The following is a 14,947-nucleotide window of genomic DNA, read 5'->3' as shown; positions in this document are numbered from 1 at the left end:
AAACCGGAGTCAGTTACTTGTAAAGCGCGCTGGCCAGATAGCCGGCACGCATTTCGCGCAATGCGACCGACAGGATCGCACTGACAGGCAACGCCAGCAGCACGCCAAAAAAACCGAACAGTTGCCCGAATGCGAGCAGCGCGAAAATCACCGCGAGCGGATGCATGCCGATCCGCTCGCCGACGAGCCGCGGCGTCAGGATGAAGCTTTCGAGGATCTGCCCGACGCCGTAGACGAGCGCCACCGCGCCGAAGCCGTACCAGTCGCCGAACTGCAGCGCGGCGGCGCCGAGCGCGAGAATCAGGCCGGTCGCAAAGCCGATATACGGGATAAATACCGCGAGGCCGGTGAAGATGCCGACCGGCAGTGCGATCTCGAAGCCCGCGATGAAGAGCGCGAGCGCATAGTACACGGCGAGCACGCCCATCACGAGCAACTGGCCGCGCAGGTACTGCGAGAGCATGTGGTCCATGTCGGTGGCGAGCTGGATTGTCTTGTCGTACCAGCGGCGCGGAATGAAGAGCTGGACGCGGGCAAGCATCGCGTTCCAGTCGTACAGCAGATAGAACAGCACGAGCGGCACCATCACGACATTACCGATGACCGAGATCATCACGTTGCTGCTGGTGCGAATCGAGGTCCACGCGTAGAGCGCGACGGTCTGCGCGCTGCCTTCCAGCTGGCCCATCACCAGATCGCGCACGCTCGCGAAATCGAGCGTGTCGGTGAGGCCGAGCAGCGCGACCTTCGGTTGCAGCCAGTCATGCGCCTGCGAGAAAAACCGCGGCACCTGCTGCTTCAGTTGCGGACCTTCCTTCTGCACGACGAGGAGGATAAGCAGCACGAGCGCCGTCATCAGCAACGCGAAGATCAGCATCATCAGCAGCGCGGCGAGGCTGCGCGGCACGCGCCGGCGCGCGAGCCACGCGACGCCCGGCTGCAGGATGTACGCGAGAATCGCGCCGAGCAGGAACGGCGTGAGGACCGGACTTAACAGCCACAACAGGATGCCGAGCCCGAGCGCAATGGCGACCCAGATGAAGGCTTGACGCTGATACGGCGTCAGAACAGGCGAATTCTGCTGCAAGGCGGGTTTTCCAGGGATCGTCCGAATGGATGAATTCCAGCCAGGCGGCCGGCATCGGGTAAAATCGCATTTTACCGACCTTCTCGCTCTTCCCCATGAATCAACCGAAATCCGCCCCTGACGCCCAAGGTCTGTCGTATCGCGACGCCGGCGTGGACATCGACGCGGGCGACGCCCTTGTCGACGCGATCAAGCCCTTTGCCAAAAAGACCTTGCGCGACGGCGTGCTGGGCGGCATCGGTGGTTTCGGTGCGCTGTTCGAAGTGCCGAAAAAGTACAAGGAGCCGGTGCTCGTTTCGGGCACCGACGGCGTCGGCACGAAGCTCAGGCTGGCGTTCCAGTTGAACAGGCACGACACGGTCGGCCAGGATCTGGTCGCGATGAGCGTCAATGACATCCTCGTGCAAGGTGCCGAGCCGCTCTTCTTCCTCGACTATTTCGCGTGCGGCAAGCTGGACGTCGGTACCGCGGCGACGGTCGTGAAAGGTATCGCGCAGGGTTGCGAGCTGGCCGGCTGCGCGCTGATCGGCGGTGAAACGGCGGAAATGCCGGGCATGTACCCGGACGGCGAATACGATCTGGCCGGTTTCGCGGTCGGCGCGGTCGAAAAGAGCAAGATCATCGACGGCAGCACGATCGCCCCGGGCGATGTGGTGCTGGGTCTGGCATCGAGCGGCATCCATTCGAACGGCTTTTCGCTGGTGCGCAAGATCATCGAGCGCGCGAATCCGGACCTGAACGCCGATTTCGACGGCCGCTCACTCGCCGACGCGCTGATGGCGCCCACGCATATCTATGTGAAGCCGCTGCTTTCGCTGATGCAAACCATGGCCGTGAAGGGCATGGCGCACATTACCGGCGGTGGGCTCGTCGAGAACATTCCGCGCGTGCTGCGCGAAGGCCTGACCGCCGAGCTGGACCATCGCGCATGGCCGTTGCCGCCGCTCTTCGGCTGGCTACAGAAGCATGGCGGCGTGGCGGACGCGGAAATGCATCGCGTGTTCAACTGCGGCATCGGGATGGCTGTGATCGTGTCCGCTGACGATGCCGCACAGGCGATCGGCTTGCTGTCCGCAGCGGGCGAGCAGGTGTGGAAGATCGGCACCGTGCGTCAGAGCAGGGAAGGCGAGGCGCAGACTGTTGTGGTCTGATCTGATTGATGTGATCTGCCCGCTGTAAAAAAGGCCGTCTGACTGTGTGTGTCAGGCGGCTTTTTATTACGCCGTCATCGCGCCGCCATATCGCCGACGATGTTTTCAATCGCCGCAAGCGCCTGCTGGGCCGCGTCGGGCGCGCAGCAATCGATCATCACGCGTTCTGGCATCGCGCGCAGCCACGTAAGCTGGCGCTTGCACAGCTGGCGCGTCGCGAAGACACCCCTGTCGCGCATGGTGTCGTAGTCCGTCTCGCCGTCGAGATACGACCAGACCTGCCGGTAGCCGACGCATCGCATCGAAGGCAACCCGGGATGCAGATCGCCGCGGGCACGAAGGCGCCGCACTTCATCGACGAGGCCCGCCGCGAGCATCGCGTCGAAGCGCTGTTCGATGCGCGCATGCAGCACGCTGCGATCCGAAGGCTCCAGCGCGACCGGCGTGAAGCGCCAGGGGCGTGCGGCTTCGTCGACGCGCGCCGGTGTTTCCAGCAGCGTCGACATCGCCTGGCCCGTCAGCAGGCACACCTCGAGCGCGCGCTGGATGCGCTGCGAATCGTTGGGTGCAAGGCGCGCCGCTGTGACCGGATCGACCGCCGCGAGGCGCGCGTGCAGGGCGGGCCAGCCTTCCCGGGCCGCGTCTGCGTCGAGCGTCGCGCGCACCTCGGGGTCGGCGCCGGGCAGATCGTTCAGCCCCTGCGTCAGCGCCTTGTAGTACAGCATCGTGCCGCCGACCAGCAGCGGCACGCGCCCGCGCGCCGTGATTTCACCGACGAGCCGCAGCGTAGCCGCACGAAAATCGGCGGCCGAATACGCGTCGGCGGGATCGACGATGTCGATCAGATGATGCGGCGCGAGCGCGCGCTCTTCGGCGGTGGGTTTGGCCGTGCCGATATCCATCCCGCGGTAGACGAGCGCCGAATCGACGCTGATGATCTCGACCGGCCGCCGCGCGGCGAACGCCAGCGCGGCCGCCGTCTTGCCTGACGCGGTCGGCCCGAGCAGGCAGGCGATGGGCGTGGCTTCGCGTGATGTCATGGGCGAGTGCATCGGACGTATCGTGCGCGGGAGCGGGTGAAGAAGCGCACGCTCATTGGCCGCGCATGAAGAGCCGGTCGAGGTCGGAGAGCGTCAGCTGATACCACGTCGGCCGCCCGTGGTTGCACTGGTCCGCGCGTTCGGTCGCTTCCATCTGGCGCAGGAGCGCGTTCATTTCGTCGAGCGTGAGACGCCGGTTCGCACGCACCGCGTGGTGGCACGCGAGCGTGCCGAGCAGTTCGTGCTGACGTTCGGTCAACACGCGCGAGCCGCCGAACGCGTGCAGATCGGCGAGGACCGCGCGTGCGAGTGCCTGCAGGTCGGCGTCCTTCAGCAGCGCCGGCACGGCGCGGATCGCGAGCGTGTTCGGCGACAGCACGGCGAGATCGAAGCCGAGCGCATCGAGCGTCGCGCGTTCTTCCTCGACGGTGCCGATCTCGACGGGATCGGCGTGCATCGACAGCGGGATGAGCAGCGCCTGCACGGCAATCGTCCGGTCGGACAATGCGTGCTTGAACTGCTCGTACAGGATGCGCTCATGCGCGGCGTGCATATCGACGATCACAAGCCCGTGCGCGTTCTGCGCCAGCACGTAGATGCCGTGGATCTGGCCAAGCGCGAAGCCGAGCGGCTGCTCGTCGCTGCCGTTTGAAGCCGGTGCGAACGCCTGCGTGCCACTGGCCGCAAAGCTGGATGAAAACGCTGACATGCCATTGCCGTTACCGTCCGCGTCGCGCGCTTCGAGCGCGGTCGTGCCCGACGATGTTCCGGCACCCGTGTCCCTGCGGCCGAAGAGTGCGTCGTAAAGCGCTAGTGGTTGAGCAACCGGCAACGTGCCCTGCGTCATGCGCGCCTGGCGCAGCCACGTATTGCCGCCGTTTTCGTCCGACAGACCGCCGCCGCCGAGCGGCGTCGAGCCGAACGAAGCGGGATTCGGCGTGGGCATCGGCATCGGGGCGATATGGGCGGCGTGACCGCCCGCAGTCGTTTCCGGCGAAGCGCCCGCGTGTCGCGCCAGCGCGCGCTGCACGGCGTGAAACACGAACTGGTGAATCGAGCGCGAATCGCGGAACCGCACTTCGATCTTCGACGGATGCACGTTCACGTCGACGGCCTGGGGCGGCAGATCGAGAAACAGCACGTACGACGGGTAGCGGTCGCCGTGCAGCACGTCCTCGTACGCGGCGCGCGCCGCGTGGGTGAGCAGCTTGTCGCGCACGAAGCGGCCGTTGACGAAGAAATACTGCTGGTCCGCCCGGCCACGACTCGCGGTCGGCAGCCCCGCGCATCCGTAGACCGCAAGTGGCCCGGCCGATTCATCCAGCGGCAGATGCGCTGTCGCGAACGTTTCGCCGAGAATCTTCGAGACGCGCGTCGCCGGATCGGTGGCGTTCCAGTGCTCGATGGCGCGGCCGTTATGCAGCACCGAAATCGCGACGTCTGGCCGCGCGAGCGCCGAGCGGCGGATCATCTCAAGGCAATGACCGAGTTCGGTCTGCTCGCTCTTCAGGAATTTGCGTCGCGCGGGCGTGTTGAAATACAGTTCGCGCACTTCGATGGTGGTGCCCTGCGTGCCGGCCGCGGGCGTCAGCGCGCCGGTCTGCGCATCGATGCGCACCGCGTGCGGCGCGCTCGCCGTGCGGCTCGTGATGAACATCTCCGCCACCGATGCAATCGAAGCCAGCGCTTCGCCGCGAAACCCGAGCGTTGCGACCGCTTCGAGTTCGGCGAGCGAGCGGATCTTGCTCGTCGCGTGGCGCAGCAAGGCTAGCGGCAACTCGTTTTCGGGGATGCCGCAGCCGTCGTCGGTGATCGAAATGCGCTTGACGCCGCCTTCGTCGAGCACGATGCGCAGCGTCGTCGCGCCGGCGTCGAGCGCGTTCTCCAGCAATTCCTTCACCACCGAAGCCGGCCGCTCGACCACTTCGCCGGCGGCAATCTGGCTGATCAGCTGGTCGGGCAGGGGCTGGATCGCGCGCAACGGGCGCGGGACGGGTGAAGCGGACGTAGCGGGCGCCACGGCCGCGCCGGGATTTTCGGAGAATTCGGACATGTCGAAATTATAGCGATTTGGCGCGCGGTGCCTCTTTCAGCCTCCGGGTGTGGCCGCGCGTACCCAATTAATTCAGCCCGGCGGGCACTTTCGGTATCATGGCGCAGTCAATTTCACCGTTTCGGGCACAGTTTCGCTGCCCGTCTCACTCTGCATATAAAGGACGCTTTTTGGACACGCTGCTACAGTTCTTCAACCTTGTCCTGCACATCGACAAGTTTCTGGGTGTGTTCATCCATCAATACGGCATGTGGGTCTATGCCGTGCTTTTCCTGATCGTCTTCTGTGAAACGGGGCTGGTCGTGCTGCCGTTCCTGCCGGGCGATTCGCTGCTGTTTATCGGCGGCGCGTTCTGCGCGACGGGCGAGATGAGCCTGCCGCTGCTGATCGGCCTGCTGCTCGTTGCAGCAGTGCTTGGCAATACCGTCAACTACATGATCGGCCGGGCTATCGGTCCGAAGGTGTTCAACACCCACATACCGGGGCTCGACCGCTTTCTCGATCGCGCAGCGCTTCAGAAGACGCATGACTTCTACGAGAAGCATGGTGGCAAGACCATCGTCCTCGCGCGTTTCATTCCGGTGGTGCGCACGTTTGCGCCGTTCGTGGCGGGCGCGTCGGCGATGAGCGCGCGACGTTTCCAGCTCTTCAATTTCGCGGGCGCGCTGTTCTGGGTGCTGCTGCTCGTGCTGCTCGGTTATTTCTTCGGCAATATTCCGTTCATTCGCCAGTATCTGAACGTGATCGTGCTGGTGGGTATCGGTGCCGCGATCGTGCCGGTCGTGCTGGGCGCGCTGTGGAAGATGATGCGCAGGGATTCAACCGTAAACACCGCGCGCAAGCCCGGCGGACATTGACGCCACGGCTCGCCAGCCGAGCGCGGTGGGAATAAGGAACGGCGTCGCAGTGTGAACCGCGACGCCGTTTTTTTGGCCTTGCGCCCCTGGACCCTCGCACTCGCCCGACGGGGCGGCGTTGCGTACGTCCGGCGGCGCGTTCGGTCAGGTCGCCGTGCGGCGCACCACGGGCGTCTCGGGCGTCGGATAGCCGGCTTCCCTGAACGTCTCGATGATCGCGCGGTTCGTGTCGAAATAGACCTGCCAGTAGTCGTTTGTATGCGCATACGGCCGCACGCAGAGCAGCGGCCCTTCCGGCGTGAACGACAGCACTTCGATATCCGGCGCGGGCGTCTCCGCCACGTTCGGAACCTTCGCGATCGCGGCGCGCAGGCGGTTCGCCGCATCGATGGGATCGACGCCGTTCGCGACCTTCGCCGTCAGTTCGACACGGCGTACGGGCAACACGCTGTAGTTCGAGATCGTGTCGGAGAAGATCTTGTTGTTGCCGATGATGGTCGTGACGTTGTCCGGCGTCACGATCGTCGTGCCGAAGAGGCCAAGCTCGCTGACCGTGCCCGTCACGCCGCCGGCGGTCACGAAGTCGCCGACCTTGAAAGGCCGCAGCACCTGCATGAAGATGCCCGCCGCGAAGTGCGCGAGCAGACCGCCCCACGCCGTGCCGATTGCAAGACCGAGGCCGGCGAGCAGCGCGGCGAACGACGTCGTCTGCACACCGAACACCTGCAGCACGGCGAGGATCAGCAGCAGGTTCAGCAAGGCACCGAGAATCGAGGCGAGGTAGTGCGCGAGCGTCGGATCGACGCGCCCGTTACGCGCGAGAACCTTGCGCAGCAGCCCGGTGATCAGCGTGATGACCCAGCGCCCGATAATCCACAACACGATCGCTCCGAGCACCTTCGTGCCGAAGTCGATGCCACGGGTCATGATGAATACGCGTACGGTTTCGAGATCCACGGTGTCCTCGCTTGTTTCGGTTGTGTTGAACGGCCTGTTTTAATTCGATCGGTCAACCGATGCGCGGCGTGAACCCAACCCTGCGTGACCGGCAAGCCGGTCAAACGCCGCGATCCGTTCATGTCTGCTTTTATAACGATGTTGTTGACGACAGCAAACGCATACTGGGCGACGCACAAAACAATGCCCGACGGTGCGCGACGGGCAGATCCGGGAAAGCGATATCTTCGGAAGTTATAGGTGACGGCGCGCGCCGCCGCAAGGATCATTCCAGGGAATCACGGTGACCGGACGGCGCGGGCCCCTGTTACGGGCCGTGGAGCACCGTGTTCCAGCTTGCGCCAGCCGTTTTCGCTGTGGGCATGCGCGCAAACGCGCTGGCACACGCTGCCTGCGCGTCTGGCACTCGCATTGTGCCTCGTCGACCGGGAAGGGCAGGCGTTCCCGGTCGCCTGTCCAGCATCAAGGCAATTCTCGTTGAAGCGTCAGGCGTTTTATTTTGAGCGGCGGTAGCCAGACGCGCGGCTTTAGCGGGACATCATGTTCATGCTGACGTTGTGCATCACCCATACCGTGCCGCCGATCAGGATGACCGAGGCCACTGCGGTATAGCACAGCGCCATCACGTTCCAGCGTTGACCGGACGACGTGTTCAGGTGCAGGAAAAACACCAGATGGACGACGATCTGCACGAGTGCGAGCACGGCCAGCACAAGCATCGCCGACTGCGGCGGCAAAGCGCCGCGCATGACCAGTCCGAACGACGCCGCCGTTAGCAGCACAGCGATGACGAATCCGGTGATATAGCCAGAAAGGCTGCCGTGCCCCTCTTCTTCATGCAGCGATTGCGTATGCGCCATTTAGAGCACGCTCCCAAGATAGACAAATGAAAAGACACAGATCCACACGATGTCGAGAAAGTGCCAGAAGAGACTCAGGCACGTGAGTCGCGTAATTTCCCGTTCCGACAGTTCGGGCTTGAGGACGATCTGCACGGCCAGCACGATCATCCATATGAGGCCAACCGTCACATGCAAGCCGTGCGTGCCGACCAGCGTGAAAAATGACGAAAGAAACGCACTGCGGCCAGGACCGGCGCCCTCGGCAATCATGTGCGAAAACTCATTCAGTTCGAACCAGAGAAACGCGAGACCGAGCACAAACGTAACGGCCAGCCAGCCCAGCACGACACCCGACTTGCGCCTGTGCGCGCCGAGCATCGCAAAACCGTAGGTGATGCTGCTCAGCAGCAGCACCGCGGTTTCCAGCGCCACCCCCGGAATGTCAAACAGATCCTTGCCGGATGGACCGCCCCCGAATTGATGCGCCATCACGGCGAACACCGCAAACAACGACGCGAACAGCACGCAGTCGGTCATGAGATACAGCCAGAAGCCAAATACCGAATGAGAGGGGGCGTGTTCGCTTTCCTGTTCGGCCAGCGTGGCGAGATTGGTTTTTTGCAGCATCAGATGACCTCCGCGGCAGCGCGCACGCTTTCACGTTTCCCATGCATTGCCGCTCCTTGTTTCTCTTCGATCGCCCGCACCGTTTCGACGGAAATGGTGTAGCCGTCGTTGTCGCCGAAGCTGCGACCGATTACGGTAGCCATGATGGCAACGAGCGCAACGACCGCGAGCCATGTGATGTGCCATACACCGGCAAAACCCAGCACAAGGCTGAACATGCCGATCAGGAACCCTGCACTGGTGTTGGACGGCATATGAATTGCACCGTATACCGCATCCTTGCCGAGGCCCTGCCCGTGTTCCTTCATGTGCGCGAACGCGTCGAGTTCATGGACCACGGGAATGGTCGCGAAGTTGTAGACAGGCGGCGGCGACGACGTGGCCCATTCAAGCGTACGGCCACCCCATGGATCGCCCGTCAGGTCGCGGTATTCCGGCAATTTGCGGTTACGCACGCTCACTACCACCTGGGCGACCTGACACACCACACCGAGCGCGATCAACACCACGCCGCACGCGGCGACGATCAGCCACGGCTGCCATGCCGGGTTGTCATAGTGGTTCAGACGCCGCGTCATGCCCATGAAGCCGAGTACATAGAGCGGCATGAAGGACACGTAGAAGCCGACGAACCAGAACCAGAATGCGCACTTGCCGAGCTTCTCGTTCAGCCTGAAGCCGAACGCTTTCGGAAACCAGTAATGGACCCCCGCCAGATAGCCGAACACCACGCCGCCGATGATCGCGTTATGGAAGTGAGCGATCAGGAACAGGCTGTTGTGCAGCACAAAGTCCGCGCCAGGAATCGCCATCATCACGCCCGTCATGCCGCCGATCGTGAACGTGATCATGAAGCCGATCGTCCACAGTACCGGAGCAGAAAATTCGAGGCGGCCGCGATAGATCGTGAACAGCCAGTTGAATACTTTCACGCCGGTCGGAATGGCAATGACCATCGTCATAATGCCGAAGAACGCGTTGACGTCCGCGCCGGAGCCCATCGTGAAGAAGTGATGCAGCCACACGAGGAACGCCAGCACCGTGATCACGCAGGATGCGTACACCATTGTCCGGTAGCCGAACAGCGGCTTTTTTGCGAACGTTGCGATGACTTCGGAATAAATGCCGAACGCCGGCAAAACCAGGATATAGACCTCGGGGTGACCCCATGCCCAGATCAGGTTCAGATACATCATTGCGTTGCCGCCGGCATCGTTCGTGAAGAAGTGCATGCCGAGGTAACGGTCCAGACCGAGCAGCGCCAGCGCAATGGTGAGAATCGGGAACGTCGCCATGATGAGTACGTTCGAACACAGCGCGGTCCACGTGAACACGGGCATTTTCATCAGCGACATGCCGGGTGCGCGCATGCGGATGATCGTCACGAAGAAGTTGATTGCCGTAATCAGCGTGCCGACGCCCGACAGTTGCAGGCTCCAGATGTAGTAGTCGACTCCCACGCCTGGACTGAACTGCAGCTCCGACAACGGTGGATACGCGAGCCAGCCGACCTGTGCGAACTCACCGATCACCAGCGACAGGTTCATCAGGATGGCGCTGATCGCCGTCATCCAGAAGGACAGCGAGTTCAGGAACGGGAAGGCTACGTCACGGGCACCGATTTGCAGCGGCACGATCAGGTTGAACAGTCCCACCATCAGCGCCATCGCCATGAAGAAGATCATGATGACGCCGTGCGCCGTGAAGATCTGGTCGTAGTGATGCGGAGGCAGGTAGCCCGGCGAATCGTAGGCGAGCGCCAGTTGCAGGCGCATCATTACCGCGTCGACAAAGCCGCGCACGAGCATCAGTACGGCGACCACGATGTACATCACGCCGATCTTCTTGTGATCGACGCTGGTGATCCACTCGCTCCACAGCCATTTCCACTTGCCGAACCACGTCAATGCGACGAGCGTGGCGATGACGAGGATCGCCATCAGGGCGCCCGCGCCCATGATGATGGGCTGATCGAACGGAATCGCCGAAAGTGTCAGTTTTCCGAACATGTGTTACCCCTTCGTACTGCAATTGCTGTTCTGCAAATCGAGAACGTTGCCGTTGTTGTATTTCGCGATGATGTTGTGGAACAGTCGCGGGTCGATCGAGGAGAAGTAGCGCACAGGCTCCTTCTCGCCCGGTTGCGCGACCGTGTTGTATTCGTTCATGTCGAGCCGGCTGGACGACCCCTTGACCGTTTGCACCCACGCGTTGAACTGCTCGGGGCTGGTGGCGAGCGCGCGGAATTTCATGTCGGAAAACCCCTTGCCGCTGAAATTGGCCGACACGCCGGCGTAATCGCCTGCTTCGTCCGCAACCAGGTGCAGTTGCGTCTGCATCCCCGCCATCGCGTAGATCTGGCTGCCCAGTTGCGGGATGAAGAACGAGTTCATGACGGAATCGGACGTGATCATGAAGTGCACCGGTGTACCGACCGGGAAGGCCAGCTGATTGACCGATGCAATGCCGAGATCCGGGTAAATGAAGAGCCATTTCCAGTCGAGCGCGACCACTTCAACGTTGATCGGCTTGACCGCCGACTCGATTGGCCGGTAGGGATCGAGTTCGTGCGTCGTCTTCCAGGTCAGCACCCCGAGACACAGGATGATGATGGACGGCACCGTCCAGATAACGACTTCGATCGCCGTGGAATGCGCCCACTTCGGCGCGTACTTCGCCCGATGGTTGCTCGCACGGTAGTGCCACGCAAACCATAGTGTCATCAGGATGACGGGCACGACGACGATCAACATCGTGAAGGTCGCCGTGCCAATCAGGGATTTTTCCGCTACCCCGATGCTGCCTTTCGGGTCGAGCACGTCGAGCTTGCCGCACCCGGAAAGACATGTGGCCAGTGCGCCCCCCAGGGGTATCAGCACCCTGGTTTTAAGGACTCCCTTGTTCATCATATTCACCTGCTTTTCATTGAGCCCTTGCGGAATTCGCCTTGTCTTCGCAACCCGCAACCCACGCACTCAGGTGCGTATCCCGCCGGATTCTACGAAAGAGCGCGTAGGCGGAATTTGATCGCGAACAGGGAAATGCACATCAGTTGTCGTATTGACTGGATGGGGCGATGGCGCAACGTGGGTCGCGCGCGAGGATGCCGCTCGTGGCTTCGACGGTCTGACCGCAAAGGCGCGAATCGAGATGGCGAAAGCGTTGTCAGGTTGCTGGGTTGGCCGCCTCAGATCCGCGCGACGAAGAATGCAGGATCGCCACGTGGCAGCCGGGATTTTCCGGCTGGAGCTTTCGGCTGTGCAATGCGCAGGTATCCCGGGTTTTAGTACAGTCTGAACGACATCGACGAGTTGCTGTTTGAGCGCGACGTGATGAGAGCGGTATCCGAGGAGGCGTTCGGAAGAGGGCCGAGGGCGAGATGCTGTATCGAGGAGCAATCGCACGAAATGCGGCGCACGCCTGTTTTCCACGAAGCAAAGAAAAAGGGCCCAGCTTGCGCTGAGCCCTTTAAATCTTTGGTAGGCCGTACGGGATTCGAACCTGTGACCAACGGATTAAAAGTCCGCTGCTCTACCAGCTGAGCTAACGACCCAAAAGAGAAGCGAGATTATAGCGATGGAGGGGCGCACATGTCAACCTGCCGCGCCCCCGGTGCGCCAAAGAGAAAAGCCCGGAGCACTGGGTGCTCCGGGCTTTTCAGCGAGAGGCGCGCGTCGCATGACACAGATACCGATACTACGCGCTGTACTGCGAGCAGCTGTCTTTACTTGATCTGCGACAGCTTGCTTTGAGCCGACTGCGCCACGTCCGAGCTGCCGTATTGCGCGACGATCTGCTCCAGGGTCTTGCGGGCGGCTGCCTTCTGTCCCTGTTCGAGCTGATTGTTTGCAATCGCGAGCAGCGCTTCAGGCGCACGCGGATGCTGCGGGTAATTCTTCACGACGCCTTGCCACGTCGCCGTCGAGCCCTTGTAATCGCGCAATGCATATTGCGCGTTGCCGAGCCAGTACTGCGCGGTCGGCTGATAAGGGCTCTGCGGATACTTCGCGATGAACGCGCGGAACGACGCAGCCGCGTTCTTGAAATCGCCGCTGCGGAACTGCTGCGAGGCGGCGTTGAACGCGTCTGTTTCACCCGGCTGCACCACACCCTGCACGCCATCGACTGTCTGCTGCTGCGGCTCGAACTTCTTCAGCCGGCCATCGAGGTCGGTGTAGTAGTCCTTCTGCTGCTTCTGCACAGTCGCGAGCTGATTGGCCATGTCCTCATTCTGTCCACGCAGCGTAGCGACCTGCTGGTTCAGCTGGTCGAGACGGTTGGACTGATCGAGGATCGTGCGCTGTGCTGCGGACAACTGACTCGACAGGCTGTCGGTCTTGGTACGCAGATCGAGGATCGCCTGACGGGCCTGATCGTCGTCAAACATGCCAGCGTGCGCCGGTCCGGCCATCAAGGCCGTCCCCGCGACGCAGGCCGCTGCGGTAACCCGCAGCCAGGAGAAACGATGCGTCATTCTGCTCATCATCCGTTACTGTTGGTACACGAGGTCTGCGCGGCGGTTCTGCGCCCACGACGATTCGTCGTGACCCGTTGCCTGCGGCTTTTCCTTGCCGAGACTCACAGCTTCCATCTGCGAATCAGGCACGCCCAGCAGCGACAGCGAACGACGCACAGCTTCAGCACGCTTCTGGCCGAGTGCCAGGTTGTACTCGCTCGTGCCGCGTTCGTCGGTGTTGCCCTGGATCAGCACGTGACGCTCCGGATGGCTCTTCAGGTATTGCGCGTGCTGGCCCAGCAGCGACTGGTAGTCGTCCTTGACCGAGTAGCTGTCGAAGTCGAAATAGATGCTGCGCTTGGCGAGCGGGCTGTTCGGATCGTTCAGCGGATCGACGTTCACCTGGGCAACCGCGTTCGGGTTCGGTTGAGTGCTGACCGCGCCCCCCTTGTTGGCGTTTTCATCGAGCTTCACGCCCGAATGACAGGCGGCAAGCGCGCCGAGCATCAATACAGCAAATGCGATACGAAGTTTGGACATCATTTTTTACTCTCCTTGTGTGTTATTGCATAAACGTTATTGCATAAACGGGCCCCAGGACGGCTCGCGAACGTTGCCGCCCTGAACGGACAGGACCTGTCGGGTACGACCATCGGTCGACACTGCGGCCAACACGCCACGGCCGTTCACCTGAGTGGCGTAAAGAATGTACTGACCGTTCGCCGCGAAGCTGGGCGATTCGTCATGTGTCGTGTCGGTGAGCCCTGTTGCCGCGCCGGTCTGCAAATCCAGCAAATACAGCTTGAAGGCACCACCCACGCGCGAAATGTACGCGAGTTCCTTGCCGTCCGGGCTCACGCGCGGACTTGTGTTGTAGTTGCCTGAGAACGTGACGCGTTGCGCAGCACCGCTGCTTTCACCCTGAACCGGCATCTTGTAGATCTGCGGGGCGCCGCCGCGGTCGCTCGTGAAATAGATCCACTGGCCGTCAGGCGAGAACGCGGGTTCCGTATCGATCGAACTGCCCTGTGTCAGGCGACGCAGGCCACTGCCATCGGCGTTGACGCTGAAGATCTGCGTGTTGCCGGTGCGCGACAGCGCTATCGCGAGCGTACGACCGTCCGGCGACCACGCGGGCGCGCTGTTGTTGCCCTTCTGGTCGGAGACGATAATCCGGCGACCCGTAGGCAGATCGTGAATGTAGACGATCGGCTTCTTCTTCTCGAACGACACGTAGGCGACCTTCGTGCCATCCGGCGACCACGCCGGCGAAATGATCGGCTCCGGACTGGAGAGCGCGATGTGCGCGTCCTGGCCGTCCGAATCGGAAACCTGCAACTGATAACGGTTGCCCGTCTTGATGACGTACGACAGACGCGTGGCGAACACGCCGCGTGAGCCCATCAGCTTTGCGTAGATGTAGTCCGCGATCTTGTGCGCGCTCATGCGCAGACCGCTTTCGGGGCTCACGAGCACGAGGCCGCCGAGGCTCTGCTGCTTGACGGTGTCGTAGAGCTTGAAGCGCACTTCGTACTGGCCGTTCGACAGGTGGTTCACACTGCCGGATACGAATGCATCGGCACCCTTGGCCTTCCAGCTGCCGAGGTCGACGGAATCGGTTTCGGCTACGGGTGTGGCACCCGCATCGATGTTGGTGAATTTGCCGCTGCGCTGCAGATCCTGGCGCACGATCGTACTGATCTGCTGGGGAGAATTCGCTTCGTTAGCGAAATTCGCTGTAGCGATCGGAAACTGGGTAGACCCAACGCCCGTAACGAGTACGTTGAGTTGCGCGTGTGCGCTGCTGCCCGCCGCGATCAGGCACGACGCCAGGAGCACCCTCAGGCCTGACTTGGTCATCAAACTCATGCTGTATG

Annotated in this window: 13 protein-coding genes and 1 tRNA gene; 2 read left to right on the top strand and 12 right to left on the bottom strand. The window is 62.2% G+C overall.

Translation table 11 applies throughout. The annotated features are described in order from the left end of the window. Positions 1 to 13: 13 nt before the first annotated feature. A complete protein-coding gene (locus LPA34_RS03540) occupies positions 14 to 1,087 on the bottom strand; it encodes an AI-2E family transporter (RefSeq protein ID WP_228974988.1) in 1,074 nt (357 codons plus the stop codon). A 95-nt stretch (positions 1,088 to 1,182) separates the two neighbouring features. Between LPA34_RS03540 and purM the strand changes: the two genes are divergently transcribed. Further along, positions 1,183 to 2,238 carry a phosphoribosylformylglycinamidine cyclo-ligase gene (purM, locus tag LPA34_RS03535; protein ID WP_228974986.1) on the top strand — a complete coding sequence of 352 codons (1,056 nt, stop codon included), beginning with the start codon at positions 1,183 to 1,185 and terminating at the stop codon, positions 2,236 to 2,238. 74 nt (positions 2,239 to 2,312) lie between these two features. Here purM and miaA read toward each other — a convergent pair whose 3' ends face one another. Further along, complete coding sequence (miaA, locus tag LPA34_RS03530) at positions 2,313 to 3,278, bottom strand: tRNA (adenosine(37)-N6)-dimethylallyltransferase MiaA (RefSeq protein WP_228974984.1); 966 nt, start codon at positions 3,276 to 3,278, stop codon at positions 2,313 to 2,315. Between the two features lie 52 nt (positions 3,279 to 3,330). Beyond that, on the bottom strand, positions 3,331 to 5,331 hold the full coding sequence (gene mutL / locus LPA34_RS03525) for a DNA mismatch repair endonuclease MutL (protein ID WP_228974982.1): 2,001 nt from the start codon (positions 5,329 to 5,331) through the stop codon (positions 3,331 to 3,333). Positions 5,332 to 5,501: 170 nt separating this feature from the next. Between mutL and LPA34_RS03520 the strand changes: the two genes are divergently transcribed. Next, positions 5,502 to 6,188, top strand: coding sequence for a DedA family protein (locus LPA34_RS03520; protein ID WP_228974979.1), 687 nt, complete (start codon positions 5,502 to 5,504; stop codon positions 6,186 to 6,188). Between the two features lie 144 nt (positions 6,189 to 6,332). On the opposite strand, the gene LPA34_RS03515 is transcribed toward LPA34_RS03520, so the two are convergent. The 9 genes from LPA34_RS03515 to tolB all read right to left on the bottom strand — a co-directional run bounded on the left by LPA34_RS03515 (position 6,333) and on the right by tolB (position 14,939). Continuing rightward, on the bottom strand, positions 6,333 to 7,145 hold the full coding sequence (locus tag LPA34_RS03515) for a mechanosensitive ion channel family protein (RefSeq protein ID WP_228974977.1): 813 nt from the start codon (positions 7,143 to 7,145) through the stop codon (positions 6,333 to 6,335). Between the two features lie 527 nt (positions 7,146 to 7,672). Then, a complete protein-coding gene (gene cyoD / locus LPA34_RS03510) occupies positions 7,673 to 8,005 on the bottom strand; it encodes a cytochrome o ubiquinol oxidase subunit IV (RefSeq protein ID WP_228974975.1) in 333 nt (110 codons plus the stop codon). Then, on the bottom strand, positions 8,006 to 8,614 hold the full coding sequence (gene cyoC / locus LPA34_RS03505) for a cytochrome o ubiquinol oxidase subunit III (protein ID WP_228974974.1): 609 nt from the start codon (positions 8,612 to 8,614) through the stop codon (positions 8,006 to 8,008). Continuing rightward, positions 8,614 to 10,623, bottom strand: a complete 2,010-nt coding sequence (gene cyoB / locus LPA34_RS03500; RefSeq protein ID WP_228974972.1) for a cytochrome o ubiquinol oxidase subunit I — start codon at positions 10,621 to 10,623, stop codon at positions 8,614 to 8,616. The genes cyoC and cyoB overlap by 1 nt, the downstream gene beginning before the upstream one ends. 3 nt (positions 10,624 to 10,626) lie before the next feature. After that, on the bottom strand, positions 10,627 to 11,520 hold the full coding sequence (gene cyoA / locus LPA34_RS03495) for a ubiquinol oxidase subunit II (protein WP_407672493.1): 894 nt from the start codon (positions 11,518 to 11,520) through the stop codon (positions 10,627 to 10,629). 571 nt (positions 11,521 to 12,091) lie between these two features. Continuing rightward, positions 12,092 to 12,167: transfer RNA gene (locus LPA34_RS03490), tRNA-Lys, on the bottom strand. A gap of 171 nt (positions 12,168 to 12,338) precedes the next feature. After that, positions 12,339 to 13,088 carry a tol-pal system protein YbgF gene (gene ybgF / locus LPA34_RS03485; RefSeq protein ID WP_228974968.1) on the bottom strand — a complete coding sequence of 250 codons (750 nt, stop codon included), beginning with the start codon at positions 13,086 to 13,088 and terminating at the stop codon, positions 12,339 to 12,341. A gap of 15 nt (positions 13,089 to 13,103) precedes the next feature. Next, complete coding sequence (gene pal / locus LPA34_RS03480; protein WP_090532324.1) at positions 13,104 to 13,613, bottom strand: peptidoglycan-associated lipoprotein Pal; 510 nt, start codon at positions 13,611 to 13,613, stop codon at positions 13,104 to 13,106. A 33-nt stretch (positions 13,614 to 13,646) separates the two neighbouring features. Next, positions 13,647 to 14,939 carry a Tol-Pal system beta propeller repeat protein TolB gene (gene tolB / locus LPA34_RS03475; RefSeq protein ID WP_228974966.1) on the bottom strand — a complete coding sequence of 431 codons (1,293 nt, stop codon included), beginning with the start codon at positions 14,937 to 14,939 and terminating at the stop codon, positions 13,647 to 13,649. Between the last annotated feature and the right edge of the window lie 8 nt (positions 14,940 to 14,947).

Source organism: Paraburkholderia gardini (assembly GCF_907164575.1).
GTDB lineage: Bacteria > Pseudomonadota > Gammaproteobacteria > Burkholderiales > Burkholderiaceae > Paraburkholderia > Paraburkholderia gardini.
The sequence above is the reverse complement of the archived record's forward strand: the minus strand, read 5'-3'. Positions and strand labels throughout refer to the sequence as shown.

Coding starts and splice junctions, on each gene's coding strand:
- cyoA (WP_407672493.1), bottom strand. CDS start 11,520: ATGAACAAGGGAGTCCTTAAAACCAGGGTGCTGATACCCCTGGGGGGC.
- mutL (WP_228974982.1), bottom strand. CDS start 5,331: ATGTCCGAATTCTCCGAAAATCCCGGCGCGGCCGTGGCGCCCGCTACG.
- tolB (WP_228974966.1), bottom strand. CDS start 14,939: ATGAGTTTGATGACCAAGTCAGGCCTGAGGGTGCTCCTGGCGTCGTGC.
- cyoC (WP_228974974.1), bottom strand. CDS start 8,614: ATGCTGCAAAAAACCAATCTCGCCACGCTGGCCGAACAGGAAAGCGAA.
- cyoD (WP_228974975.1), bottom strand. CDS start 8,005: ATGGCGCATACGCAATCGCTGCATGAAGAAGAGGGGCACGGCAGCCTT.
- pal (WP_090532324.1), bottom strand. CDS start 13,613: ATGATGTCCAAACTTCGTATCGCATTTGCTGTATTGATGCTCGGCGCG.
- cyoB (WP_228974972.1), bottom strand. CDS start 10,623: ATGTTCGGAAAACTGACACTTTCGGCGATTCCGTTCGATCAGCCCATC.
- miaA (WP_228974984.1), bottom strand. CDS start 3,278: ATGACATCACGCGAAGCCACGCCCATCGCCTGCCTGCTCGGGCCGACC.
- purM (WP_228974986.1), top strand. CDS start 1,183: ATGAATCAACCGAAATCCGCCCCTGACGCCCAAGGTCTGTCGTATCGC.
- ybgF (WP_228974968.1), bottom strand. CDS start 13,088: ATGACGCATCGTTTCTCCTGGCTGCGGGTTACCGCAGCGGCCTGCGTC.